This is a genomic window from Rossellomorea sp. GAMAL-10_SWC (genome assembly GCF_049568075.1).
GTDB lineage: Bacteria > Bacillota > Bacilli > Bacillales > Bacillaceae_G > Gottfriedia.
This window is the reverse complement of record NZ_CP144911.1, coordinates 1,313,574-1,337,061: the sequence shown is the minus strand read 5'-3', so window position 1 is coordinate 1,337,061 and position 23,488 is coordinate 1,313,574. Positions and strand designations below refer to the sequence as shown.

Below are 23,488 nucleotides of genomic sequence, written 5' to 3'. Positions count from 1 at the left end.
ACCATATTTTACCATTTTTATGTAGAGTTTAGTATAAAATAAATGTTTTAGATTCATATTTTATTTCACATTCTTTACTAGTTGTTGTTTCATTTAGTAAATAACGTTCGGAGAGTTAATGATAGCTTCGTGTCTACTCCAATATCTCAACAAATATTAAAGTAAGTAGTAAAGTAAAAACTCAATAAAAAATTAGTGAGTTTCATTTTTGAATAAAATAATCGATATTTTTTCATTCTGATCTAAATAGGCCACATTATAGAAATCAGCAATTGGAGTACTAGTTTCAATTTTTTTAATGAAGTAAAAAAATGATGCTTGAGGTACTCAAAATTTCAATACTATTATTTGCCTGAATATCACTTTCACATGTATTTAAAAAATTACTTTGGAATAAATTTTCCTATCTCATTTGACAAAATGGATGTATCCCACGGATGCCAATAGTAGTTAATACCGTCAAATTCCATATTATACTTATAGGCGATTGGTTCGTCTGTATAAAATATAATTTCATATTGAGTAGGGTTTTTATTAGCATTATTTGGTTGAAAATTTGATTCTTCCTTACTATTCTTTAAGATATCTAGAAAGTTAACTATTTTTTCTTTGTCTTTAATCTCATATATCTTTTTCGCGGTAGTTGAATAAGATTGGTAGATTTCAATCAAATCTACTTTTTCGATTGGTACATCTTTAAAATACCACTTATAATCTGTTGTTCCTTTTGCATAATAGATTCTATATCCATTTATTGCAGTTTTGTCTTTTAAGGCAATAAATTCAGGATTACCCTTGATTGAATAAATGTCCGTTCCTTTCTCATAGAATGCTGCATCTCCATCTTTTATTTTATAACTTGGATTTGTAACATGATCTGCTACCCTGAATTTTACTTCCCCTACTTTTTCATCAATAAAATCTTCATTAGCTAAAATTCCTGATTGTATGCCATAGTACTCAACCCCATTCCATCTAACAAAGTCTACCCAATCTATAATTGATTGGCTTTCTGAAGGGGTGAAACGACAAGCGACAAGTAGTAATGGCAATATGATAAACGTTAGCTTGAACAGACTAATTCTTTTCATTAAAACCTCCTTAAAAATTGTCTATTTTAAATAGTATTCAATTTCTTTAATGAAATGCCCTTCATAGATTCAGCTATCATCATGTTTATGCCTTGAACTCAATTATTCTTCACTCCTATTATTATTAATCTCTATTAATAGATGAAAGAGAATAATAAGTGAAACGGCGATTAGATTAAAAAGTGGTTAAAAGATAGGAAAGAAATAGCTCGACTACACATCTATGTAAAAGGAACTAGAAAACTAAATCTATTAAAAGATTAAATTATATCCTAAACGCCACACTCCTCTTAATTTCCATAAGTGCAATCATATGAAAACAACCCCTAATTTTCCGTGACAAACGCACATTTTTCATAAAAGGTTGTATTTGAAAGCACTTACATTTTACTTGCACATAAAATATATTGAATGGAGGGATGAATGAATGGAAAGAATTTTTTTAATGTTAGCTAGTATTATTGCAGGTTTTGCTTTAATCAAAATGCCTTTAGCAGGCACATTCTTATCAAGTGTAGAGCCATTAACAGATTTAATTGGTATTTTAGCTATTTTAATTTTCTCCCTTTTCCTAATATACAAAGGGTTTATGAATCTTATCGGTAAGTAGGAAGTATATTAGGTTTAGAAATATACTAACGATACAAATTATTAAATAAACCTGTATCAGATTACTTGTTAATCTTAGATACAGGTTATTTTTTTGATGCCAAACATAAATACTTCTACATATTTGCTTTTTTAGTGTTATTACATTTAACCCTCTTTAACGTTGCTACAATTAGAAAGCTTACAATTACTAATAAGAGCCATGAACTTACTTTACCTAGATGTACTAAACTCCATGCAACCGATTGATTAGGATATTGCCAAGCACCAAAAAACGTTGCAATATTTTCGGCTATCCATATAAAAAATCCAATTAGCACGAAAGATAGTGCGATTGGCATACGGTACCTGCTCCCATTAACTTCATAAGTGACCCAAGATTTCCAAAAAACAATTATGACAAGTCCTGATAACCACCAACGAACATCCATCCAAAAATGGTGAGTAAAGAAATTCAAATAAATGGCTGCTGCAAGTGAAGCAACTACAAAAAATGGTGGCCAATTAATTAGTTCAACATTCAACCTTCTCCATGCTTGACATAAATAACTGGCAACACTTGCGTACATAAAGCCACTATATAGTGGCACTCCATATAGTTTGGAGTATCCTTCCCCAGGATAAGCCCAAGAGCCCATATGTACCTTAAAAAGTTCAAGTGCAAGTCCAATTAGGTGAAACAGTGTGATGACCTTTAATTCATCCAATGTTTCAAGCTTAGTACTCACCATCAGCCACTGCATCAAAATACAGATGAATAGTAACCAATCATATCTTGGCAGAAATGGAAGTGGCAAAATTTTAGTAAAAGCTAAAGAGGCAAAAATCACAACAGGAAAAACACATGATAAAGCTTGCTCCCAACCAAATCGAACAAGTTGTTTAACTGCTCTTATAAAATGTGACTCAGCCTTTTGAAGTATTAAATTCACAAGTAGCTCTCCTTCATAAATTGATATCAATCTCAACGATTTATTTGTTGTCTCCATCATTTTGGTACTCTAAAATATCTCCTGGTTGACACTCTAAGGCCTTACAAATTGCTTCTAAAGTTGCAAAACGAATCGCTTTTGCCTTACCGTTTTTCAATATAGAAAGATTCGCCATCGTAATCCCAACCTTTTCCGAAAGCTCGGTTACACTCATTTTCCTTCTTGCCAACATCACGTCAATATTGATAATAATTGCCATGTTCTTCACCTCAGACCGTTAAATCATTTTCTGATTTTATATCAATCGCTTCTTTCAAAAGCCTTTCGAGAACGGCTGCAAAGACTGCAATTACCATTGAAGCAAAAATCAAGACCATTCCAATAACGATAATTCCTGGAGCGTCATCCATATCAGCAATTAAATAAAAAAGTGGCAACCCTAGTACATACAAAACACTGATTGCGATTGCACTAAATTTTATTTTCTTTAATGCGTTAACCGATAATTCCGAGAAAGCTTTGTTTTTATCAATGTAGCTTAAAAGTTTAAAAGCTTGATAAAGAGCAAAATAGAAAGGAATCGCTGCAGCATATAGATCGATAAAAATGAAATATTTCATTAAAGCAATATTCGGATACAACTCAGCAGCAAATTCTGCAATCTTCGGAATCACAAATATACACAATGCAAGAACTGGTAGCCCAATAAGAATTACTACTATTTTTAAAAAGAGAGTTGACCCTCGTTTCATAAAAGCACCTCACTAAATTATTTTCAATTTGAATTTACCATACAATTTATCGTTTTACAATAAATTGTTGTTGTTTTTTATTACATTATTATCGTTATGAAATTATCCTTATATTATACAAATAAAAAAAAAGCATTTCTGACCTAAAGAAATGTTCCTGTAAAAACTTAAATCCAATCTTTCCTCAGTAAGCGAAAATTTTTTAAAAAGTTAGACTTGAAATAAATTAACAGATTAATTTTACTGTTAGGAACATATTACTGTTATTCACAGTATATTGTTATTAACAGGATGAAACTATTCTTTGTGATAATATTTACAAATTTAGGAGGTTTACTATTTATGAAGCATACAGGCCGACATACTGGAGCGTTTCTTTTATTGTTTTTAACAGAGGGGGATACTTATGGAGGGAAGCTTCTACAGAAGTGTGAGGAAGAACTACCAATCAATCCGATCGACAGTTCCATATTATATCGCACTCTAAAGCAATTAGAGACTGAAGGTGCTGTTGAATCTTATTTAGGTACATCTGAGCAAGATAAACCAATTAAGATGTATAAAATTACTGAAGTTGGAAAAGAAAAATTGGAAGAATTTCAAATAAACATTGAAGAAAAGCTTAAGAATTTAACATTTTTCTTACGCAGATACAATGTATGGAAGGTGAACAATCATGATTAATGCTTCGATCCTATACAGTTTAGCAATAATCCTGACGATTATTTCTTTTATAAAAGATCGAAAAAAAACGAAAGAAGCTCTATTAAAATCTTGGAAAATGTTTTGTAATATTTTGCCTGAAGTTTTAACGATTATGTTATTTGTGGGACTATCCTTATCCTTCTTAACGCCTACAATGGTTTCATCAATTATTGGGGAACACTCTGGGGTGGAAGGAATTATACTATCTACATTAATTGGATCTGTTGGACTAATTCCAAGTTTTATCGTTTTTCCTCTTGGAGAAACATTAGTCCAAAATGGTGCTGGATTACCACAAGTAGCAGTTTTAATGTCAACATTAATGTCGGTAGGAATTATTACATTACCCATGGAACAAAAATTATTTGGAAGAAGTTTTGCATATGCACGTAATGCAAGTGGACTTTTAATGTCTCTTTTATTTGCATATATTATTTGGTTGGTGATGGTATGAGTCAATTAAAAAAATATCGTTTCTTTTTTATTTTATTAGTAACGTTTTTCGTTCTAACATTCATAAACCACTCACTTGGAATGAAAGCATTTCAATTAACTGGAAATAGTATTTTAAATATGTTATTTCTCCTCCCACCTGTTTTAATTTTTGTTGGCTTACTTGATAAATGGGTTGAGAAAGAAACTCTTATTAAATATATGGGAGATAAATCTGGTATTTACGGTGTTTTGTTTGCACTATTACTAGGAGGTATTGCAGCTGGTCCTTTATACCTAGCTTTTCCGATTGCGGTACTCTTATTGAAAAAAGGAGCAAGTATTCGCTATGTTGTTTTCTTTTTAGGAGTTTGGACAACGGCTAAATTACCTGTCGTTATCTATGAAATTGCTTCATTTGGTATTAAATTTACACTAATTCATTTATGTTTTGGCTTAGTCTTTTACTATTTAATGGGCATCATTTTTGAGAAGTTTTATAATCATAAGCAATTGTTAAATTATGAAGATCACCAAGATATTTCTATTTAACTATGAATAAATGAAAACAGCTCTATTTAAATAAATCTTTGTGAAAAAAGAGTACAAAATGAGGAGCGAATTTATCCTCATCATAAAAAAAATATGAAGTACTGTAAACACAAGAAGACTAGCCCGTATGCTAGTCTTCTTGAAATGTTAACAACTATCTCTATTTTCCGTATCCATTGCAGTCATATGAAATGTACAATTATATTACCTATTAAACTTGTCGTAACATTTCCCAACGTAGTCTATCTTAAAACTTTCTCTTCAATTTTTTGTAAAATCTATATGAGTGCCTAGTAAAATCTAGGAATTTTAACGGGATTTTTATAGGTACTTTATACAAAGTTTTTTTATAGAGTTTGTAGTAGGCTTTGACTAAATCTTCCCACTTTTCATCCTTTCCTTTTTTGTAAAAGTCAGAAATATCTACAACGTATCCCCTACCATCTTTCATCATCACGTTTTTTCCGTGAACGTCGTATGGATTTAACCCACGACTTATCGCATACTTAAGTGCAATATTTACATCTTTAATTACACTCTCAGGTATTCGATTACCATTTGCAAGTGCGTTGTATAACGTAATTCCTTCTAATCTTTTTAATACTAGATATGTTTCACCGTATTGGATCAATTTCGAATAAGCTGGATGCTCTCCTAATTTTTTATAGACTTGAACTTCTTTTTCTAAACCTTCTAGATCTTTTCCATAAACTTTAACAACCACTTTTGGTTCAGAATGATGTATAAAAACAGCAGCATAATTACCTGATCCAATGCATTTCCAACCTTCTGGAATATTCTTAACTACTATTGGGTCATTTGGACGTTCACTCTTGAGGTTTACATTCGGAATTAATTCTTTTTCAATTAGAACTTTAAATTCAGATTGATTTGTTAAAATAGACATTCATTTACCCCTTTATATCCGTTTACTACTTTTTCTATTTTCTAAATCTATTAGACTATTATAATTTATCAATCACTTTCATAATGGCTAAATTTTATTTCTTTAATAACTGATCTACCTTGTTTTTATCTTTTAAATTAGTGTGGATTAGTTCCTCTAGTTCCTTTTCATTCGTATAAGAACTTAAATCTTTTCCATACCATTCATCCAGTTGTTGTCTTGTCACAGTATATTTTTGATCAGCAAACTCAAAAACAATCCATTCTACATTTTTGATCAAAGCAAATAAGTAAGTAGCATTATGTATTACAATATTTTTAGTATTAGCCGGTAAATTCTTATAATCAATCGTTATACCATAAGGCTTCTTTTTTGTTCGGAGTGACATTTTGGTGAATTCATTATGATTCGGTAATCGTTTTATAATATTTCCTACGGCACTGTTATTACCGACATAAGAATTTTTATAATGAAAAATATCCTTATTTGTGTTTTTGCTTAAGGAACAGCTGGTTAAACTGATCAATAATATTATTAGTATGAAATAACCTAAAATTTTTTTCATATTTCCCCCTTTGCTCTAATTAATTGTGTACGAATTCAATTTGAGAAAACAATTAAACTTCTTAACATGCGTGCAGATTGTGAAATAGGAGCTGATTAATCAGCTCCTATAAATTTTATAAATTAAATTTCATTTTACATATGAAGACCTTGTTCATGTTCTTTATTTCCTCCGCGCGACCAAATCACGACTGGGATAAGGATTAGGGATAAGATTCCTCCAGCTAATGATAATGTTGCATAACTTGAATTCGCAACAATCATTCCAGACAATGCGCCACCTGACGCCCCTGCTAGTGCGACAAATACATCCACAGTTCCTTGCGTCTTGGCGCGTGTAGTAGAATCTGTTGAATCAACGATTTGAGCAGTCCCACTGATTAGTCCAAAATTCCAACCTAATCCTAGTAAAGAAAGAGCAACTACTAGGAGAATCATCGAATCACTTGGTGCTGATGCGGCTATTACTCCTGCTAGTAATAAAGTGGCTCCAGATGCAATCGACATAGCTGTTCTCCCTATTTTATCTACAAAAATACCTGTAATGAGTGAAGGAAGATACATTGAGCCAATATGGAACGCAATCACTACACCTACTTCGTCTAGTCCATGCCCGTGATGTTTCATGTGAACAGGTGTCATTGTCATAATAGCAACCATTACTATTTGCGTTAGTACCATTGTCGTTGCTCCTACAGCAATACCCCTCTTTGCTTTTATACTTGCAATTTGTGTGGAATGAGCCACATCCACTTTATGTGTTTTATTTGACTCGATTATTTTTGCTAAAATCAACGGGTCTGGATTAAGCATTATGAAAAGAAAAAGGCCGGCTAAAATAAAAGCAGTTGCGGATAAAATGAATGGACCTGCAAGTGCTGGCACGCCAATGGAGACTGCAAATTTCCCCATAGGGCCTACTAAATTAGGACCTGCAACAGCACCAAATGTTGTGGAAACCATTGCGATACTAATCGATTTTGCACGTTGTTTATTATTTGCTAAATCAGTTCCCGCATATCTAGCTTGCAAATTGGTTGCTGTTCCTGCACCGTAAATCAAGAGTGATGCAAATAAAAGGATAATACTGTTTGTCATTGCCGCAATTACTACTCCAATTGCACCAAGTCCACCTGTAAAAAATCCTGCAGCAAGCCCGATTCGTCGACCGAATCTTTGAGAAAGTCTACCAACAATTAATGCCGCTCCTGCTGAACCTAGTGTAAAAAGGGATGCCGGAAGACCAGTAAAAGCATCTGTCCCAAGCATTTGTTGAGCTAAAAGTGCACCGACAGTAACCCCTGCTGCTAATCCAGCTCCACCAAAAATTTGCGAAATGCTAACCATCAATAGTGTCCGTTTATATAGCATTTTTTGTTTTTCCTCTGAATTCACATAATCCATTGCATAATTATGCGCTCGATTATTCATTTATACACCTTCTTTTAGTTGTGCGATTTTAAAAAAATAATTGCAATCATATCTTTGAATGTAAGCGTTTAATTTATATCTCTTTTATTTTAACAAATATTAATTTATATCAAACTATTATTTTTATTTTCTTTCGTATTATATAAAACAAATGCATCGAGCCTTTTGACTTGATGCATTTGTTCTTTTATAGAATTTAAAACTAACAAAATTACGCTTTTTTAACAAACTCAGATTTCAACTTCATGGCACCAAAACCTTCAATTTTACAATCGATATCGTGATCACCTTCAACTAATCGAATACTTTTCACTTTTGTACCAATTTTAACGACAAGTGATGTGCCCTTTACTTTTAAATCTTTTATTACTGTAACTGAATCCCCATCATTTAAAATATTTCCGTTAGCATCTTTTACTACTTTTGTTTCGTTATTTGTATGTTCTGTTTCCATTGTCCATTCATAACCACATTCAGGACAAATTAAAAGATTTCCATCTTCATATGTATATGCTGAATTACATTTAGGACAATTAGGTAGATTTTCCATTGTTTTTCCTCCGCTCATTACTATATCTATGCTGTTTACACACTTCTATATAGTCGCATATTCCTAACCTTAATACAATATTAGATAATTATTATCGAATTTTAATGATAGTATTAAGGTTAATTTAAGAATTAACCTGTAAGATATAAAGATAGATTGAACCTTCTTCATTATGAAAGTAAGTCCCCAATTATTTTCATATATAAAATAGCTCATGACTAGAGGTCATGAGCTATTTTGTTTTAAATTTCTAATAGATTTTTTTCAATTAAAGAATTAACTGCTGAGCAAATTGCGATTTTCACATGAGCATAAGTTAAACCACCTTGTACATACACAACATATGGAGCTCTTATTGGACCGTCTGCTGTTAACTCAATACTTGCACCTTGGATAAATGTCCCTGCTGCCATAATTACATCATCTTCGTATCCAGGCATATAGTTTGCTGTTGGCGTAAAATGAGCATTGATTGGTGAAGCCGCTTGAATTGCCTGACAAAATGCGATCATTTTTTCTTTATCATCAAATTGAACAGATTGTATTAAATCAGTTCTTACTGCATCCCATGAAGGGTTTGTGTTCATTCCAAGCTTTTCTAAGAACGCTGCAGTGAATAATGCACCTTTTAATGCTTGACCAGTAATATGTGGCGCCATAAAAAATCCATGATACATATCTTGTAACGCATAAAGAGAAGCACCAGCTTCACGTCCAATACCTGGAGATGTTAAACGATAGCCACATTTTTCAACTAAATCTTTACGTCCTACAATATAACCACCTGTTTTGGCAAGTCCACCACCAGGATTTTTAATTAATGAACCTGCCATTAAATCTGCTCCTACATGGCATGGCTCAAGTTTTTCAACAAACTCACCATAGCAATTATCTACAAAAACAATGACATTTGGATCAATCTCTTTTACAAAATCAATCATCTCTTTAATTTGTTCAATTGTATATGAAGGTCTTGTTCCGTATCCTTTTGAACGCTGAATACCGATTACTTTCGTATTACTTGTCATTTTATTTGCTACTTTTTCATAATTGATTCGTTCGTCATTTACTAATTCGATTGATTCATATCCAATCCCAAAGTCTTTTAATGAGCCATTTCCACTTTCTCCACGTATCCCTACGATTTCTTCTAATGTATCGTATGGCTTCCCGGTAATATATAAAAGCTCATCTCCTGGTCTTAGTACGCCAAATAAAGCAGTTGAAATTGCATGGGTTCCAGAAATGATTTGCGGTCTTACTAAACCAGCTTCTCCACCTAAAACATCTGCAAAAATTTCCTCTAATGTATCTCTTCCGATATCATCATAACCATAACCAGTTGTTGGGATAAAATGACTATCACTCACTTTATGCTTTCGAAAGCTTTGTAAAACTTTGAATTGGTTATACTCAATCACTTCGTCAATCTCTTTATGGGCTTCTGAAATTAATTTTTCAACATCTGCCACTAATGGTGCAATTTTTTCCCCGTTTGATAAAAATTCTAGCATTGATTATTGCTCCTTATGTATTCTATATCTTCTAACTGTATCATAAATTGAATGTTCCTTGAAAACGTAACCAGTAATTTGATAGATTTCTGCTTCTTCATTAAAGTTGATTGATTGTATCATCGTTAATTTTTTGATTTCATGAATCAATTTGCCCTCGTATGCTGGTACAAATGCCTCAAAATATTCCATATACTGCTTACATTCAAATTCAATTCTTTGACGTAATTTACTTAAATCATCTTCATTTAAAGCACTCATTTCAATAAAACCTTCAGATGGTGACGGTACAAAGTCCTCATGAACTTGATCTATTTTATTATAGACAGTTAAAATTGGAATATTTTCAACATCTAAATCATTCAATAATTTAGAAACTGTTACTTCATGACTTTTATAATTTTCATGAGATGCATCGACAACATGAAGAATGAAATCTGCTTCCGTTGCTTCTTCGAGTGTTGAACGGAATGCAGCAATTAGTGAAGTTGGTAAATCCTGAATAAAACCAACCGTATCTGTTAGTAAAGTTGTCATACCATTTGATAAAACAAATTTTCTTGTTGTAGGATCTAATGTCGCAAACAGTAAATCTTGTTCATACACATCAGATTTAGTTAGTCGGTTAAATAACGTTGATTTTCCTGCATTTGTATAACCTACTAACGAAATATGAAACATTTCATTTTTCTTACGTCGCTCACGATAACGTTTACGATGTTCAACGACTATGTTTAATTGCTGTTTAATATCATCAATACGTTTTCGAATATGACGACGATCAGATTCTAGTTTTGTTTCTCCAGGCCCTCTTGTACCAATACCTCCACCAAGTCTTGATAACTCTGTGCCTTGACCAACTAATCTTGGCATCAAATATTGTAATTGAGCCAATTCAACCTGTAATTTACCTTCTTTTGTTTTCGCTCGCTGTGCAAATATGTCTAATATTAATTGTGTACGGTCAATTACTCTTTTTTCTAATCTTGCAGATAAATTACGAATTTGAGATGGAGTCAGTTCATTATTAAAAATAACAACATCAGGTTCTAACTCTGCAATTGCGGCCTCTAACTCTTCTACTTTACCTGTCCCTATGTATAATGCTGGATGATATTTAGTTCTTTTTTGTGAAGTTATTAAAACCACTTCTCCATTTGCCGTTTTCGTAAGTGATGCTAATTCATCCAATGAATAATTAAAACGATCATCATCTACATTTTGAAGCTGACATCCAACTAAAATGGCTTTTTCTCTCATTTCATTCGACACAAAATTCCACCTTTTCTTTAACCAATTCTAAGCAATAAATATTCTTTACTCTTAACTGTCTCTTTATTATAATGATATCTGGACTATTTTTCATCTTTTTATTCAGGGCGGGGGAATTGCTTTTTGGAAACATGGGATTTATTTAGCATTATTGGTACTATTTCCTTTGCATTAAGTGGTGCAGTAGTTGCGATGGAAGAAGACTACGATTTATTTGGTGTCTATATTCTGGGCTTTGCTACAGCCTTTGGTGGCGGTGCATTACGTAATCTATTAATAGGTTATCCAATTAACTATTTATGGAATCAAACAACAAATTTTACAATTGCTTTAGTTGCGATGACAATTATCTTTTTCTTTCCGCAATTATCAAATAAACCATTTAAAAAATTAGATATTTTATTCGATTCAATCGGTTTATCCGCTTTTGCAATTCTCGGTGCAAATTATGCCATGGAATTAAAATTACCAGTTAGCGCTGTTATTGTAGCATCTGTCTTAACTGGAATCGGTGGCGGAATCGTACGAGATCTACTTGCAAAAAGAAAACCAATGGTATTACATTCAGAAGTTTATGCTTTTTGGGCAATACTTGTAGGCGTTTTAATTGGAAATAAATTTGTTGATACAAAATTTGAACTTTTATTCCTATTCATTGTTATTGTTCTACTTAGACTATTATCTGTACATTATAATTGGAGTCTACCAAAAAGATCATTTAAAGGCTCTACAGTTAGTTTAGACGAATCAAACACTCAAAAATTAAATTAAATAAATAAGTCCAATAAAAACAAACCTTTTAAAATGATGGTTTGTTTTTTTTATATTGTATGACAAATTAGTAATTATTCTCCCTCAGCTCTTTCGCTTCTTTGCAACAAACATTAGTAGTCTCCTGTTTCATTACCACGAAAAAACAAACCCAAAAAAGCGTTTGTTTTCTTCACATAATTTACCTATACTTGCCAACACTATTTTAGAAATTTTATTTAAAGGAGGAATTTCATTTGAAGAGATATAATATTACAAATCATTCTGTCGAAACAATTGATGAATTTTTGCTTCCAATTAAAGATGAAATTCTTTGGTATCACTTCAATAATAATTCCTTTGATGAGTTAACTACAATTATTGAAAGCTTGGATATTCATCCTTTAGCAAAAAAGAAACTTCTACATAGTGAGCATAAGCCAAGAATAAATATCTTTAAAAACGAGGCAATCCTTTCCCTTTATGCCTTAACTAAATTATTTAAACCAACAAAAATAAATATTCTAGTTTGCAGTAATTTAATTATTTCATATATAGAAGATCATGAAATAGATTTATTCAAATATGTAACTCAGGAATTCAGTCAAAATTATATAAAAGTAGACCATGCTGGTCATGTTTTATATCAAATTTTCCACGAAGTTATTGAGAAGTTCCTTATCTCGATTGATCGGTTTGCAAATGAGATTGAAGAAATTGAACGAGACTTGTTTAATGACCCATTTCGAAAGGATTTAGATCAGAAAATTTTCAATTGGAAAGTTCAGCTTCAAGATTTAAGACAGCTTGTAGAACCGCAAGTAAATGTCATTACCCAAATTGTAGAAGCAGATTTTCCTTTCTTAAGTCAGGATGCAGGTTTTTATTTTAACGAATTGAAAGAGAACTATGAGCGTATTATTAATGCCCTTGATAATTTTAAAGAAAGTATGGGAGGTATTATAGAACTGCAAATGTCCTTAAAATCTGACCGGACAAATGATATTATGAAAACTTTAACACTCATAAGTGCCATTTTTTTACCGATGTCCTTTATCGCAGGATTTTATGGCATGAATTTTGTAAATATGCCTGAATTAAACTGGAAATATGGTTATTTATATTGTATTGTCCTTAACATTTTAATTGGGGTCATTATTTCAATTTATTTTAACGTTAAAGGTTGGTGGGGTAGAAAGCACCAGATAAAATAGATAATCGTTCAATTAATTGAATCGATTTTCTCTGTAGTAAATAGGTCTTTTTCTTCTATCCTCATTAATATTTCTCGATTAAATTCGGTCTCAGATACTAATCTTGATGCTTGTGTCCTAATCGATTTTTCAACAATATTACGGACAAATCGCCCATTGCTAAAATGAGCACGATTTTCAAGTTTTGCCTTTTGGATAAAGTCTCTTAATCGGTATTCCGCTTCCCGAGATAGAATATATTCTCGGTCAACAAACATTTTTTTTGATATATCTAGAAGCTCCTTTACTGAATAATCCTGGAATTCTAAAATGAATGGAAATCTTGATTTTAGTCCAGGATTCAAACTTAAGAAATAATCCATTTCGGAAGAATAGCCGGCTAATATTAGTACAAAGTCGCCATGTTTATCTTCCATATGTTTAACAAGTGTATCAATCGCTTCTTTTCCGAAATCCTTTTCCCCACCACGGCCAAGTGAGTAAGCCTCATCTATAAAAAGAATCCCACCATTTGCTTTTTTTACTAAATCTCTAGTTTTTTGAGCAGTGTGACCAATGTATTCTCCGACTAAATCAGCTCTTTCTGCTTCAATTAAGTGGCCTTTGGACAATACACCCATTTTCAAAAATAATTGACCAATAATCCTAGCAACAGTTGTTTTTCCAGTTCCTGGATTCCCTTTAAACAACATATGCAATACTTGTTTTTCAGCTTTTAAGTTTAATTCTTCTCTTTTTTTATTAATAAATATCCAAGCATAAATTTCATGAATCATTTTTTTTATTTCTTCCATGCCAATTAAATGTCTTAATTGATCCTCTATTTCAATTAATAACTCATGTTTAGGCTGTTTCACTGATTCGATACTTGGATTTGGAGAAACTTCTCCCCTTTTCACTGTATTAAGTACAACATTTATTTGGCCGTTATCTTTTAAACGAATTGGCTGCTCCAAACATGACACCTCTCTTATTCTGTCGAACATTTTTTTTAGTATCTATAGGTAAGCACTCCACGAGAAATAAGATTACAGTTCGTTTTATGCGCTTTTGAAAGTATTTAACTAAATAAGTTTTTTACTATTATATGTACGAACAATTCATTTCAAAACTTTTATTCTCCAGACAAACTGTTAAATGGATAAGATTGCTAAATTTTACTAAATTCTATTAACTTATTTGATATAATGAGAGAAAAAGAGAAGAGTTGATAAATTTGACGATCCCAAACTTAACGACTTCTACTTTACCTGATGTCATCTTGCAATTTGCCTCTCACTTAAATAGTAAAGGAAGAAAAGAATCTACTATTAAGCGTTATTGCTATGATTTAGAAGAATGTTTCCGTTATTTTAAAAAAGTTAATGACAGCTTTAGTACATTACAAGTTCAAGAATTTAATGATTATTTCTATTATTTAACTTCTCAACGTGGATATAATGAGAAAACGATGCATCGAATTTATGTTGTACTAAATCAATTTTATAAATTTTTACATTCTAATAATTCTTCAATCGAGAATATCATTCCATTCACAAACTATTTAGCAGGTCCTTCACGCGCTCTTTCAACGGACGATTTTATCTCAGAAGAAGAAGCAAAAAAATTGCTGTCAATCGTTCAATCCACGACAGATTTGTCTGAAAAGCAATTAAAAGCTAGATCATTTTTAATGGATCGCAACGAAATTATGATTCGTTTTATGCTGTATTATGGACTGACTTTAAAGGAATTAATTGATTTACAAATGAGAGACATTAACTTCGCTTTAAATGAACTTGTTGTCCATAGCAAGGAAGGTACTAAAAGAACAATTATTCTTACAAAAGAAGACCGAGTACTATTATATAATTATTTTGTCACGATACCCGAGCCCGTAAGACCCCACTATCATTCAACTCATCCGCTCTTTGTTGCATTTGATTTTAACCGCATGACGTTCCATTGGGTATACGATACAGATTCACCGAAAGCTCTAACTGAAATTGCATTTCAAAAAATGCTTAGATTGGAAGTTAAAAGAGCTGGGCTTAGAAAAGGACTTTGCTCACAACATTTAAGAAACACTTTTATTCTACGGAAAATAAAAGAGGGATTATTAGTGGAAGATATTCAGCATTTAGTTGGATTAAAGACCTCCGTTTCTTTAAAACGATACTTTCTATTTTTTCAAGAAAATGAACGCCCAAATAAAAAGGAGTTATGATTTCGTTCATCATAACTCCCTCCTTATTTTATTGTAGATAACTTCTTTTTAAGAACTTGTATTTAGTTTTGCTTTCATCAGTTCTGCGATTTCTTTCGAAGAATATTTTTCTTCATTTTGCAAAGCTGTAATCACTTTTACTCGTCTCTTTATCGAATGATTTTGACTTAATTTCTTTTTACCAATTAACTCTGTTACTTCAATTTTTAAACAAACAATGCCTGAAAGTAATTTTTCAACATAATCTGTGTGATCCTCGTATTTCCAAGGTTTTGATTGCCCTTTTTCAAAATAATCAGTCGTTTTTAAAACGATTTGTCTCATTTCATCCTTATTTTCAATTGTTGTTACTTTTCCATAAGCATGGATTGCTTTATAGTTCCAAGTCGAAACTGTATTTTTTTCTTCATACCATGAAGCAGAAACGTATGCATGTGGCCCTGGGAAGATGATTAAACATTCATTTCCATTCATCGTTTTCCATTGAGGATTTGACTTAGCTAAATGTGTAATGATCATTAAATCCTCTTTGTCTTCTCGTATGATAAATGGTAAATGAGTTGCTTCTATTTTTGCCTCGTCATTATTCGATAATAATATTCCGAAGCTATTTTTCTTCATTTCGGCTATTAATTGATTGAAATCTGTTTCTTTAAATTCTTTTGGGACATACATTTGATTCCTCCCTTTAGTTTACATAATAATATTATCTTCTTTAATCTTTCTAGCATAATTAAAAAAGAACATTGACCATAAGATCAATGCTCTTTTTTCAATTTATTTTACATTTCAATTTGTACATTTTTTGATGGTACAAACGTTGAAATTGCATGTTTATATATTAATTGTTGTTTACCTTCAACATCTAACAATACCGTAAAGTTATCAAAGCTTTTTACTTTACCTTTGATTTGAAATCCATTTAGTAAAAATACTGTAACCGCTAGATTGTCTTTACGTAATTGGTTTAAGAACTGGTCTTGAATGTTGATTGATGTTTTCATGTCCTTTTCCTCCTCTTCTACCTCTACATATATTTATTCGAGATGAAATAGCCCTTTCCTTCAAGTATAGCTAAAATTTCCAGTTTTTTTATATCAAAATTATGTCCATCCATATCAAACCAATGGATGTTCATTTTATTTCTAAACCACGTCATTTGCCTTTTTGCATACCTTCTTGAGCTTTGTTTAATTAGATCGATTGCTTCCTCTTTTGTTAAGATTCCATCAAAATAATCGTAAAGCTCTTTATAGCCAATCGCTTGCACAGATTGACAATTTCGAATACCTTTGTCGTAGAGCATTTTTGCTTCAGCTACTAGTCCTTCTTCCAACATTAGATCAACTCGTAAATTAATTCGATTGTATAGTAGCTCTCGTTCCATCGATAATCCGATTATTTCTGCATCATATAAATACTCTGGCTCTTTTTTAAATGCGGTCTCTGAAAATTTTTGTCCCGTTAGTTTGAAAACTTCAATTGCACGGATTACTCTTCTGACATTATTCATATGTATTTGCTTTGCACTTTCTGGATCAATTTCTTTTAATTGATCATGTAATGCTTTATTACCAAAAGCCATCGCAAAACCCTCTAATTGGTTTCTTAAAAGCTCATCACCTTCTTGCTCCGCAAATTCATATTTAGTTAATACACTTTGGATATATAATCCAGTACCACCAACAATAATTGGAATTTTACCTCGATTAGCTATTTCTTTAATTTTCTCTCTAGCTAAAGTTTGAAAATCAGCAACTGTAAAAGAATCTTTTGGATCAAGGAAATCAATTAAATGATGGGGAATTCCTTCCTTTTCTTCTTCTGTAATTTTAGCTGCTCCAATATTTAATTCTTTATAAACCTGTGTTGCATCACCATTAATGATTTCTCCATCAACAGCTTTTGCAAGTTCAATACTTAGTTTTGTTTTCCCTACCGCTGTAGGACCAACGATGACTATCACTTTTTGCATATTTACCATTGTAATCACATATACGCCTTTCTATACAACCTTTTCCTTACTTGTCTTACTAATTTTGAAAGTAGATAACTCTTTTTATTTATACCATATTTATACAAAAATTCCAATGCGTTGTGAATTAATTCACAATATAGAAAGAAAGTGTTTTCATTTTATATTTGTCAAAGTAAACTAGAAGTAATCTGAAAAAAAATGAGGTTATGCTATGCCTGATTGGTCTTATCATACAATTTTTAAACCATTGCTCTCAAAACTTCCTTCTAAAGTTTCAAGAGAATTCATTCATAGTAGCATGAATAAGATCTCAACTATGCCATTTGGTCCGAATCTAATTGAATTTCTCGGTCATTTAAACACTGACAGTTCACTTGAAAACCAGATTCATCATTTGAAACTTAAAAATCAAATTGGATTGGCCTCTAAGATTGACCCCTATCTATCTGGCACAAATGCTTTTATGAATCTAGGATTTGGTGTGATTGAAATTGGACCTATTTCTATAAACGATACCTATAAAAGCAAAAGTCCGCTCATTGATTTGAAACATAACCAATTAATCGGAACAGAGGAAAATAAAGTATTAACCGTAGAACAAACAGCTCATAAACTTTCAAAAATACATAAGAAGGTTCCTATTTTTGCTAGAATAGTTGGGAGTTTTGATGAATTTAAACTGATCGAATCAAAGCTTTCTGATTTTGTTGATTTATTCATCTTAGAGCTTGATTTGGCCAAGGATTTAGCAGAAAATAATTGGGCTTCTACTAAACCTATTTGTCTATCAATTTATTCAAATGAAATAGATGTTTTTCTTAAACAAGAAAGTTATCCATTCGATTCAATATTAATTGAAGAAATTCCAAATAATACTGATTTAGAGCAAAAAAATAACTTAATAAATACTATTAAAAAGTTAAAATCAAATCAGTTTGAGAAACCGATATTTACAAAAGGCGGAGTGGTTGAACCAATTGATGCAATTGAATTAATCGATGCCGGAGCATCATTAGTATTTTTGACTCATGGATATGTACTCAGTGGTCCTGGTTTACCGAAACGGATCAATGAAGCGATAAAGTATAGAAGAAAAAAAGCGAAACCTAGTTTAAGTGATGGATGGATATGGTACTTTTTATTTGGTCTTATCATGTTTATTGGCGGATTACTTGCTCTATTTATTAGTTTAACTTCCATTATCCTTCCATATGACGAGCACTTTTTAACGATTGATCGTCAATTAATTTTACAGTTTAATGATCGAATTCTCCCCTTTATGTCACATGATCGGATGACACTTTCTGGGACGATTATGTCGGGTGGAATCTTGTTCATGTCATTAGCCATAAATGGAGTTAAACATCATTATCATTGGGCAAAAAAAGCAACTGACACAAGTGCGTTCGTAGGTTTTTTAGCAATATTCTTATTTATAGGATATGGTTACTTTGACTGGTTACACGCTTTATTTTGGGTTGTTCTATTAATACCATTCTTAATTGGTTTCTTTAAAACCAGAGGGATAAATAGAAGTCCAGAATCTGAAAATTTAACAAATAACCGCTTTTGGAAACTTAGTTTAATAGGTCAATTATTTTTTATTATACTAGGATTTTCGATTCTAATCGGAGGATGTATTATTTCCTTTGTGGGTGTCACTACTACCTTTGTTAAAACAGATTTAAATTATTTATGTATAACTCCTTCTGGGTTGAATGCATTTAATCAATACTTAATACCTGTTATCTCACATGATCGCGCCGGTTTTGGAGGTGGATTAGTAAGTGTTGGCTTACTAGTACTCATGATTTCATTATGGGGTTTTAGACAAAATCAAAAATGGATCTGGTGGACATTATTGTTAGGAAGTTTACCTGCGTTTATAACTGCATTTGCAGTCCATTTTTTGATTGGTTATACAGATTTTTATCATCTATTACCACCAATCATTGCCAGTTTGTTTTTATTGATTGGCGTCATTACAACATATAATTTTTTGAATTCTACAAAGAATCATTCGAACGAAAACTATTTTCCTGAAATAAACAAACAACTATAAATTCAAAAAGCAGACTAAAAGGTAGGAGATCTCCTACCTTTTTAGTATGTAGACCAGCCCTAAAAACTTGATCTCCTACCTTTTTTCAATCATCTACTACAACATCTTTTTTCGGTAACATATAATAAACAGGAAGTCCGATTAACGTTAAACCAATTCCCCAAAATGCTAAAATAGTTTGCGTCATAAGTGTATTTACGACGATAAAGACTCCCCCAATTATTGCGATTGAGAGAACTAAAGGTAAAAAAGGTACTTTATATGGCCTTTTCAGATCCGGTTCTCGTTTTCGTAAAATATAAACCGCAATAAATGTTAATGTATAGAAGATCCAAATGACAAATACTAACATATCAGTTAATAAGTCAAATCCACCTATAAACATCATAAATATGGCAACTATTAGGATAAATAGACCAGCATTATATGGAACCCCAGTTTTAGATAACTTACCAAACCAACTACTAAAAGGAAGTTTTTGTTCTTTAGCCATTACATATGGGACCCTCATACCTGTCATTGTATAGCCATTAATTGTACCAAATACTGAAATCAAAATTCCGATCGAGACGAGTTTTCCTCCAAAATTACCAAATAAAACTTTCGAAACTTCAGTGGCTGGTGTAGATGTACCAGCTAATTGCGCTGCGGTTAATACAAATAAAAATGATATGTTAATCAAAAGATAGACCGCCATTACAGCTGCTAAACCAAATACGATTGCTTTTGGCAAATCATTTTTAGGATTTTTCATTTCGCCGGCAATATTTCCAACAAGTATCCAACCGTCATATGCAAACATTGTAGCAAGTAAAGCTGAACCAAGTGCTGGCAAAAAACTTCGATCACTTCCTACCTCAATTGGAAAAAGCTGAAAAGTCACATTTCCATCATGTAATAATCCAAATATAATTAAAATCGCCAAAGGAATTAGTTTACAAAACGTAAAAAGTGATTGAATACTACCAGCAGTTTTTGCTCCTAAGAAATTCATCAACGTGATAAAAATTGCAGTAATGACAGCAATAATCGTTACAGTGAATTGATTAGAATTGGCAGGGACTCCAAAAATGGAAACTGCTTGCGTACCAAATATGATTGAAAGTGCAGCAATATTAGCTGGAAAATAAATGATTGTTTGAGCCCATCCAAGTAAATAAGCTGTCAGATCTCCATATGTGTGTTTTAAATAAGCAAGCATCCCTCCTGTTTTTGGTATGGCTGCGGCAAGCTCAGCACCCGATAAACCAGCACAAATTGTAATGATTCCTCCAATAATCCATGCTAATAAACCTAAACTTGCAGATCCAGTTGCGCCATATACAGCTGTAGCTTTAAAGAAAACTCCACCACCAATTACAGTACCAATTACAGTAGTTAAAGCTGCAATAAATCCCATTTCTCTTCTTAATTTATTTTCCGACAATAGGATCACCCATTCTTAATAAAATCACTTTACTTCATTCCCAAAGAAATGTTCACAAACACTGGAAATTCTCTCTAGGTCAACATTACCACCCGATATGATTGCTACTACTTTTTTATCTTTTATGTATTTTGAAGCTTTACCTGATAGAATCGCTGCTGTCGCTAGGGCACCTGACCCTTCCACAACTGCTTTACCTCGCTGTAGTAAATCCTTCATCGCAACTTCTATTTCATCCTCACTTACAAGAATGATTTCAGTTACTAATTCTTTTACAACTTCATAAGTTAATTTCCCAGGAACCTTAACAGAGCAACCATCTGCTATAGTTGGAGCAGTATAATTACTCACTATTTCTCCGGCGTCTATTGATGCTTTCATGCCATGTACATTCTCTGCTTGAACACCAATTATGTCTATTGAAGGGTTAAATGATTTCAAAGCGACTGCAATTCCAGAAATGAGGCCACCACCACCAATTGGAACAATTATTGTATCAACATCCCAGAGATCATCTAAAATTTCAATACCAATAGTCCCTTGACCAGCCATTATGTAAATATCATCGTAAGGATGGATGAATGTTTCACCAGTTTCATCTCGCACTTTAGCACAATAGTCTTTCGCATCATCAAATGTATCACCGTGTAAAATGATATTTGAACCGTAGCCTTCTGTTGCTTCAACCTTTGCTTTTGGTGCAGTTGAGGGCATGATGATTTTACTCTTAATATGTAGCAGCTTTGATGATAAAGCGACACCTTGTGCATGATTACCAGCTGAACATGCGATAATTCCTTTACTTCTTTCTTCCTCAGTTAAATGAGAAATTTTATTAAATGCACCCCGAAATTTAAAAGAGCCTGTTAATTGCATATTTTCAAGTTTTAAATAAATTTCTCCGTCCGACTTTGAAGTTAAATAAAATGATTTTACTAAAGGTGTTTTTCGTACTTTACCTTCTAAAAGTCCATATGCCGTTTTAATCTCTTTAATCGTTAATGGTAATCCCTTATGATCTAAATTATTCATCTTCTAACTTCCTTTTTTTTCAGCATTTTAATTGATCATTCTTGATACATGATAAGTTTGTGTCAAAGTACTAAACAAAATACCAAAAACAGGAATTAGTAAAGGAAGAATCGAGTAGGAGGGAGTGACTAACTCCCGACCTCTCACACCACCGTACGTACGGTTCCGTATACGGCGGTTCAAATTAAGTATGAAGTAAGATTTCATATCTCTGATATAGACTTTTAAGACCTTGGTTTTGCCAAAATGCATTCCCAAGTGTTCTATGAAGTATTGGGCTTTTGGCGATTCGCCAAAAGCCCTTTCTACCGTTTCCCCATTCATATACATTATGGAAGTTCACACCTAATCCAATTAGTTTTCTTATTCTTGTTTTAGGTTGTTTCCATTGTTTCCACAGACACATCCTAAGTCTTCTTCTTATCCATTTGTCAAAGTCCTTGAAATGACTTGGCGTATCTGCTAACGCATAATATCCACACCAACCTATTAGATATTAATTGAGCTTCTTTATTCTACTTTCCGTTGGTATCGGTGCTTTTCTAGATGTAAGCTCTCTGATTTTCTGTTTTACTCTTTTAATACTCTCTTTCGAGATTCGTATTTTCGGTTCCCTAGCACTTGTAAAACTAAAACCAAGAAATTTTCTTTTCCAAGGTCGGTCAATAGCCGATTTCTCCTGGTTTACTTTTAGTTTTAGTTTTGTTTCGATAAAATTCACGATACCAGACATGACTCGTTTTCCTGCTTTCTTTGACTTTACGTAGATATTACAGTCATCAGCGTATCTAACGAATTTATGTCCTCTTATTTCCAGTTCTTTGTCTAGTTCATCTAAAATAATATTTGAGAGTAATGGACTTAGTGGTCCCCCTTGAGGAGTACCCTCGGTACTCTCAGAGAAAATACCACATATCAGTATTCCTGCGTTTAAATAGCTACGAATTAATTTCAACAACACTTTGTCATGGATTTTCTTCTTAAGAATGCCCATTAGCTTATCATGGTTTACTTTGTCAAAGAACTTTTCTAAGTCGATATCATCTACCCATCTATATCCTTCTTTTATGAATCCCTTCGCTTTTCTTACTGCGTCATGTCCTCTTCTTTTTGGACGGAATCCATAACTATGGTCCGAGAAACTTGGGTCATAAATTGGTGTTAATACTTGGGTAATTGCTTGTTGAATGAATCGATCTAACACGGTTGGAATTCCTAGTAGCCTTGTTCCTCCGTTTGGTTTCGGGATTTCGACTCGACGGACAGGTTGAGGTTTATAAGTTCCATTTGCGAGAGACTTCTTTAATTCATCCCAGTGTACGATAATGTACGAACGCAGGTCTTTGGTCGACATGTTGTCTACTCCGTGACTGCCCCCGTTTCGTTCCACTCTTTTCAGAGCGTTCAGAAGATTTTCCCGTGTTAGTATCTTTTCCATTAACATTTGATATTTCCTTTCTACGTGAACATGATGGTCTATTTGCGTAACATTCTACTCCACCTTCTCAA

24 protein-coding genes and 1 pseudogene are annotated in these 23,488 nt (G+C 32.6%); 8 read left to right on the top strand and 17 right to left on the bottom strand.

Translation table 11 applies throughout. The annotated features are described in order from the left end of the window. Nucleotides 1–383: 383 nt before the first annotated feature. Nucleotides 384–1,091 (bottom strand): hypothetical protein, encoded by a 708-nt coding sequence (locus V5E38_RS06405; RefSeq protein WP_499212593.1) that lies wholly within the window; start codon nt 1,089–1,091, stop codon nt 384–386. 427 nt (nt 1,092–1,518) lie between these two features. Here V5E38_RS06405 and V5E38_RS06400 point away from each other — a divergent pair, with 427 nt between their 5' ends. Continuing rightward, nucleotides 1,519–1,701, top strand: coding sequence for a hypothetical protein (locus tag V5E38_RS06400; protein ID WP_069034392.1), 183 nt, complete (start codon nt 1,519–1,521; stop codon nt 1,699–1,701). Nucleotides 1,702–1,816: 115 nt separating this feature from the next. Here the strand turns inward: V5E38_RS06400 and V5E38_RS06395 are convergent, their stop codons facing one another. The 3 genes from V5E38_RS06395 to V5E38_RS06385 form a co-directional block, all read right to left on the bottom strand. Further along, the gene (locus V5E38_RS06395) at nt 1,817–2,596 is read right to left on the bottom strand and encodes a DUF817 domain-containing protein (RefSeq protein ID WP_499213526.1); all 780 of its coding nucleotides are present in this window, start codon (nt 2,594–2,596) and stop codon (nt 1,817–1,819) included. A 76-nt stretch (nt 2,597–2,672) separates the two neighbouring features. Then, on the bottom strand, nt 2,673–2,891 hold the full coding sequence (locus V5E38_RS06390) for a helix-turn-helix domain-containing protein (RefSeq protein WP_499212592.1): 219 nt from the start codon (nt 2,889–2,891) through the stop codon (nt 2,673–2,675). 10 nt (nt 2,892–2,901) lie between these two features. Continuing rightward, the gene (locus V5E38_RS06385) at nt 2,902–3,384 is read right to left on the bottom strand and encodes a DUF2975 domain-containing protein (protein ID WP_499212591.1); all 483 of its coding nucleotides are present in this window, start codon (nt 3,382–3,384) and stop codon (nt 2,902–2,904) included. 342 nt (nt 3,385–3,726) lie between these two features. On the opposite strand from V5E38_RS06385, the gene V5E38_RS06380 reads away from it, so the two are divergent. The 3 genes from V5E38_RS06380 to V5E38_RS06370 are packed head-to-tail and all read left to right on the top strand — an operon-like array spanning nt 3,727 to nt 5,073. Continuing rightward, a complete protein-coding gene (locus tag V5E38_RS06380; protein WP_499212590.1) occupies nt 3,727–4,068 on the top strand; it encodes a PadR family transcriptional regulator in 342 nt (113 codons plus the stop codon). Further along, complete coding sequence (locus V5E38_RS06375; protein ID WP_499212589.1) at nt 4,061–4,543, top strand: hypothetical protein; 483 nt, start codon at nt 4,061–4,063, stop codon at nt 4,541–4,543. The genes V5E38_RS06380 and V5E38_RS06375 overlap by 8 nt, the downstream gene beginning before the upstream one ends. Further along, entirely contained in the window at nt 4,540–5,073 is a 534-nt protein-coding gene (locus V5E38_RS06370; protein WP_499212588.1) for a permease, read from the top strand. The genes V5E38_RS06375 and V5E38_RS06370 overlap by 4 nt, the downstream gene beginning before the upstream one ends. Before the next feature lie 247 nt (nt 5,074–5,320). Here V5E38_RS06370 and V5E38_RS06365 read toward each other — a convergent pair whose 3' ends face one another. The 6 genes from V5E38_RS06365 to hflX form a co-directional block, all read right to left on the bottom strand. Beyond that, nucleotides 5,321–5,980 (bottom strand): serine/threonine-protein kinase, encoded by a 660-nt coding sequence (locus V5E38_RS06365; protein ID WP_097978732.1) that lies wholly within the window; start codon nt 5,978–5,980, stop codon nt 5,321–5,323. 94 nt (nt 5,981–6,074) lie between these two features. Beyond that, nucleotides 6,075–6,545 carry a DUF4825 domain-containing protein gene (locus tag V5E38_RS06360; RefSeq protein WP_499212587.1) on the bottom strand — a complete coding sequence of 157 codons (471 nt, stop codon included), beginning with the start codon at nt 6,543–6,545 and terminating at the stop codon, nt 6,075–6,077. A 134-nt stretch (nt 6,546–6,679) separates the two neighbouring features. After that, nucleotides 6,680–7,975, bottom strand: a complete 1,296-nt coding sequence (locus V5E38_RS06355) for an MFS transporter (protein ID WP_499212586.1) — start codon at nt 7,973–7,975, stop codon at nt 6,680–6,682. 211 nt (nt 7,976–8,186) lie between these two features. After that, complete coding sequence (locus V5E38_RS06350; protein WP_499212585.1) at nt 8,187–8,525, bottom strand: alkylphosphonate utilization protein; 339 nt, start codon at nt 8,523–8,525, stop codon at nt 8,187–8,189. A 242-nt stretch (nt 8,526–8,767) separates the two neighbouring features. Further along, on the bottom strand, nt 8,768–10,039 hold the full coding sequence (locus V5E38_RS06345; protein WP_499212584.1) for a methionine gamma-lyase family protein: 1,272 nt from the start codon (nt 10,037–10,039) through the stop codon (nt 8,768–8,770). A gap of 3 nt (nt 10,040–10,042) precedes the next feature. Further along, nucleotides 10,043–11,299: an HflX GTPase family protein gene (hflX, locus tag V5E38_RS06340; RefSeq protein ID WP_499213525.1), complete on the bottom strand. Its 1,257-nt coding sequence runs from the start codon at nt 11,297–11,299 to the stop codon at nt 10,043–10,045. Between the two features lie 135 nt (nt 11,300–11,434). On the opposite strand from hflX, the gene V5E38_RS06335 reads away from it, so the two are divergent. Together V5E38_RS06335 and V5E38_RS06330 are read left to right on the top strand one after the other, a co-directional pair. Further along, the gene (locus tag V5E38_RS06335; RefSeq protein WP_286133654.1) at nt 11,435–12,082 is read left to right on the top strand and encodes a trimeric intracellular cation channel family protein; all 648 of its coding nucleotides are present in this window, start codon (nt 11,435–11,437) and stop codon (nt 12,080–12,082) included. A 236-nt stretch (nt 12,083–12,318) separates the two neighbouring features. Continuing rightward, nucleotides 12,319–13,275: a magnesium transporter CorA family protein gene (locus tag V5E38_RS06330; RefSeq protein WP_499212583.1), complete on the top strand. Its 957-nt coding sequence runs from the start codon at nt 12,319–12,321 to the stop codon at nt 13,273–13,275. An 8-nt stretch (nt 13,276–13,283) separates the two neighbouring features. Here the strand turns inward: V5E38_RS06330 and spoVK are convergent, their stop codons facing one another. Then, nucleotides 13,284–14,231 carry a stage V sporulation protein K gene (gene spoVK, locus V5E38_RS06325; RefSeq protein WP_499212582.1) on the bottom strand — a complete coding sequence of 316 codons (948 nt, stop codon included), beginning with the start codon at nt 14,229–14,231 and terminating at the stop codon, nt 13,284–13,286. 260 nt (nt 14,232–14,491) lie between these two features. On the opposite strand from spoVK, the gene V5E38_RS06320 reads away from it, so the two are divergent. Then, nucleotides 14,492–15,481 (top strand): tyrosine-type recombinase/integrase, encoded by a 990-nt coding sequence (locus tag V5E38_RS06320; protein WP_499212581.1) that lies wholly within the window; start codon nt 14,492–14,494, stop codon nt 15,479–15,481. 48 nt (nt 15,482–15,529) lie between these two features. Here the strand turns inward: V5E38_RS06320 and V5E38_RS06315 are convergent, their stop codons facing one another. The 3 genes from V5E38_RS06315 to miaA form a co-directional block, all read right to left on the bottom strand. Continuing rightward, nucleotides 15,530–16,156 (bottom strand): FMN-binding negative transcriptional regulator, encoded by a 627-nt coding sequence (locus V5E38_RS06315; RefSeq protein ID WP_499212580.1) that lies wholly within the window; start codon nt 16,154–16,156, stop codon nt 15,530–15,532. A 107-nt stretch (nt 16,157–16,263) separates the two neighbouring features. Next, entirely contained in the window at nt 16,264–16,485 is a 222-nt protein-coding gene (gene hfq / locus V5E38_RS06310; protein WP_056470298.1) for an RNA chaperone Hfq, read from the bottom strand. Between the two features lie 23 nt (nt 16,486–16,508). Then, complete coding sequence (gene miaA / locus V5E38_RS06305; RefSeq protein ID WP_499213524.1) at nt 16,509–17,471, bottom strand: tRNA (adenosine(37)-N6)-dimethylallyltransferase MiaA; 963 nt, start codon at nt 17,469–17,471, stop codon at nt 16,509–16,511. A 199-nt stretch (nt 17,472–17,670) separates the two neighbouring features. Here miaA and V5E38_RS06300 point away from each other — a divergent pair, with 199 nt between their 5' ends. After that, nucleotides 17,671–19,521 carry a dihydroorotate dehydrogenase gene (locus tag V5E38_RS06300; protein ID WP_499212579.1) on the top strand — a complete coding sequence of 617 codons (1,851 nt, stop codon included), beginning with the start codon at nt 17,671–17,673 and terminating at the stop codon, nt 19,519–19,521. A gap of 85 nt (nt 19,522–19,606) precedes the next feature. Here V5E38_RS06300 and V5E38_RS06295 read toward each other — a convergent pair whose 3' ends face one another. The 3 genes and pseudogenes from V5E38_RS06295 to ltrA all read right to left on the bottom strand — a co-directional run bounded on the left by V5E38_RS06295 (nt 19,607) and on the right by ltrA (nt 23,423). Then, on the bottom strand, nt 19,607–20,920 hold the full coding sequence (locus V5E38_RS06295; RefSeq protein ID WP_499213523.1) for an APC family permease: 1,314 nt from the start codon (nt 20,918–20,920) through the stop codon (nt 19,607–19,609). A 51-nt stretch (nt 20,921–20,971) separates the two neighbouring features. Further along, nucleotides 20,972–21,979: a threonine/serine dehydratase gene (tdcB, locus tag V5E38_RS06290; protein WP_499212578.1), complete on the bottom strand. Its 1,008-nt coding sequence runs from the start codon at nt 21,977–21,979 to the stop codon at nt 20,972–20,974. A 184-nt stretch (nt 21,980–22,163) separates the two neighbouring features. Then, nucleotides 22,164–23,423 (bottom strand): annotated as a pseudogene (gene ltrA / locus V5E38_RS06285) (group II intron reverse transcriptase/maturase). Between the last annotated feature and the right edge of the window lie 65 nt (nt 23,424–23,488).

Excerpts from the sequence above, each read along its gene's own strand:
- V5E38_RS06380 (WP_499212590.1), top strand. The coding sequence starts at position 3,727 with ATGAAGCATACAGGCCGACATACTGGAGCGTTTCTTTTATTGTTTTTA.
- V5E38_RS06390 (WP_499212592.1), bottom strand. The coding sequence starts at position 2,891 with ATGGCAATTATTATCAATATTGACGTGATGTTGGCAAGAAGGAAAATG.
- V5E38_RS06300 (WP_499212579.1), top strand. The coding sequence starts at position 17,671 with ATGCCTGATTGGTCTTATCATACAATTTTTAAACCATTGCTCTCAAAA.
- V5E38_RS06365 (WP_097978732.1), bottom strand. The coding sequence starts at position 5,980 with ATGTCTATTTTAACAAATCAATCTGAATTTAAAGTTCTAATTGAAAAA.
- hflX (WP_499213525.1), bottom strand. The coding sequence starts at position 11,299 with ATGAGAGAAAAAGCCATTTTAGTTGGATGTCAGCTTCAAAATGTAGAT.
- V5E38_RS06350 (WP_499212585.1), bottom strand. The coding sequence starts at position 8,525 with ATGGAAAATCTACCTAATTGTCCTAAATGTAATTCAGCATATACATAT.
- V5E38_RS06360 (WP_499212587.1), bottom strand. The coding sequence starts at position 6,545 with ATGAAAAAAATTTTAGGTTATTTCATACTAATAATATTATTGATCAGT.
- hfq (WP_056470298.1), bottom strand. The coding sequence starts at position 16,485 with ATGAAAACATCAATCAACATTCAAGACCAGTTCTTAAACCAATTACGT.
- V5E38_RS06375 (WP_499212589.1), top strand. The coding sequence starts at position 4,061 with ATGATTAATGCTTCGATCCTATACAGTTTAGCAATAATCCTGACGATT.
- V5E38_RS06385 (WP_499212591.1), bottom strand. The coding sequence starts at position 3,384 with ATGAAACGAGGGTCAACTCTCTTTTTAAAAATAGTAGTAATTCTTATT.
- V5E38_RS06315 (WP_499212580.1), bottom strand. The coding sequence starts at position 16,156 with ATGTATGTCCCAAAAGAATTTAAAGAAACAGATTTCAATCAATTAATA.
- V5E38_RS06405 (WP_499212593.1), bottom strand. The coding sequence starts at position 1,091 with ATGAAAAGAATTAGTCTGTTCAAGCTAACGTTTATCATATTGCCATTA.
- V5E38_RS06345 (WP_499212584.1), bottom strand. The coding sequence starts at position 10,039 with ATGCTAGAATTTTTATCAAACGGGGAAAAAATTGCACCATTAGTGGCA.
- tdcB (WP_499212578.1), bottom strand. The coding sequence starts at position 21,979 with ATGAATAATTTAGATCATAAGGGATTACCATTAACGATTAAAGAGATT.
- V5E38_RS06370 (WP_499212588.1), top strand. The coding sequence starts at position 4,540 with ATGAGTCAATTAAAAAAATATCGTTTCTTTTTTATTTTATTAGTAACG.
- V5E38_RS06355 (WP_499212586.1), bottom strand. The coding sequence starts at position 7,975 with ATGAATAATCGAGCGCATAATTATGCAATGGATTATGTGAATTCAGAG.
- V5E38_RS06295 (WP_499213523.1), bottom strand. The coding sequence starts at position 20,920 with ATGGGATTTATTGCAGCTTTAACTACTGTAATTGGTACTGTAATTGGT.
- V5E38_RS06400 (WP_069034392.1), top strand. The coding sequence starts at position 1,519 with ATGGAAAGAATTTTTTTAATGTTAGCTAGTATTATTGCAGGTTTTGCT.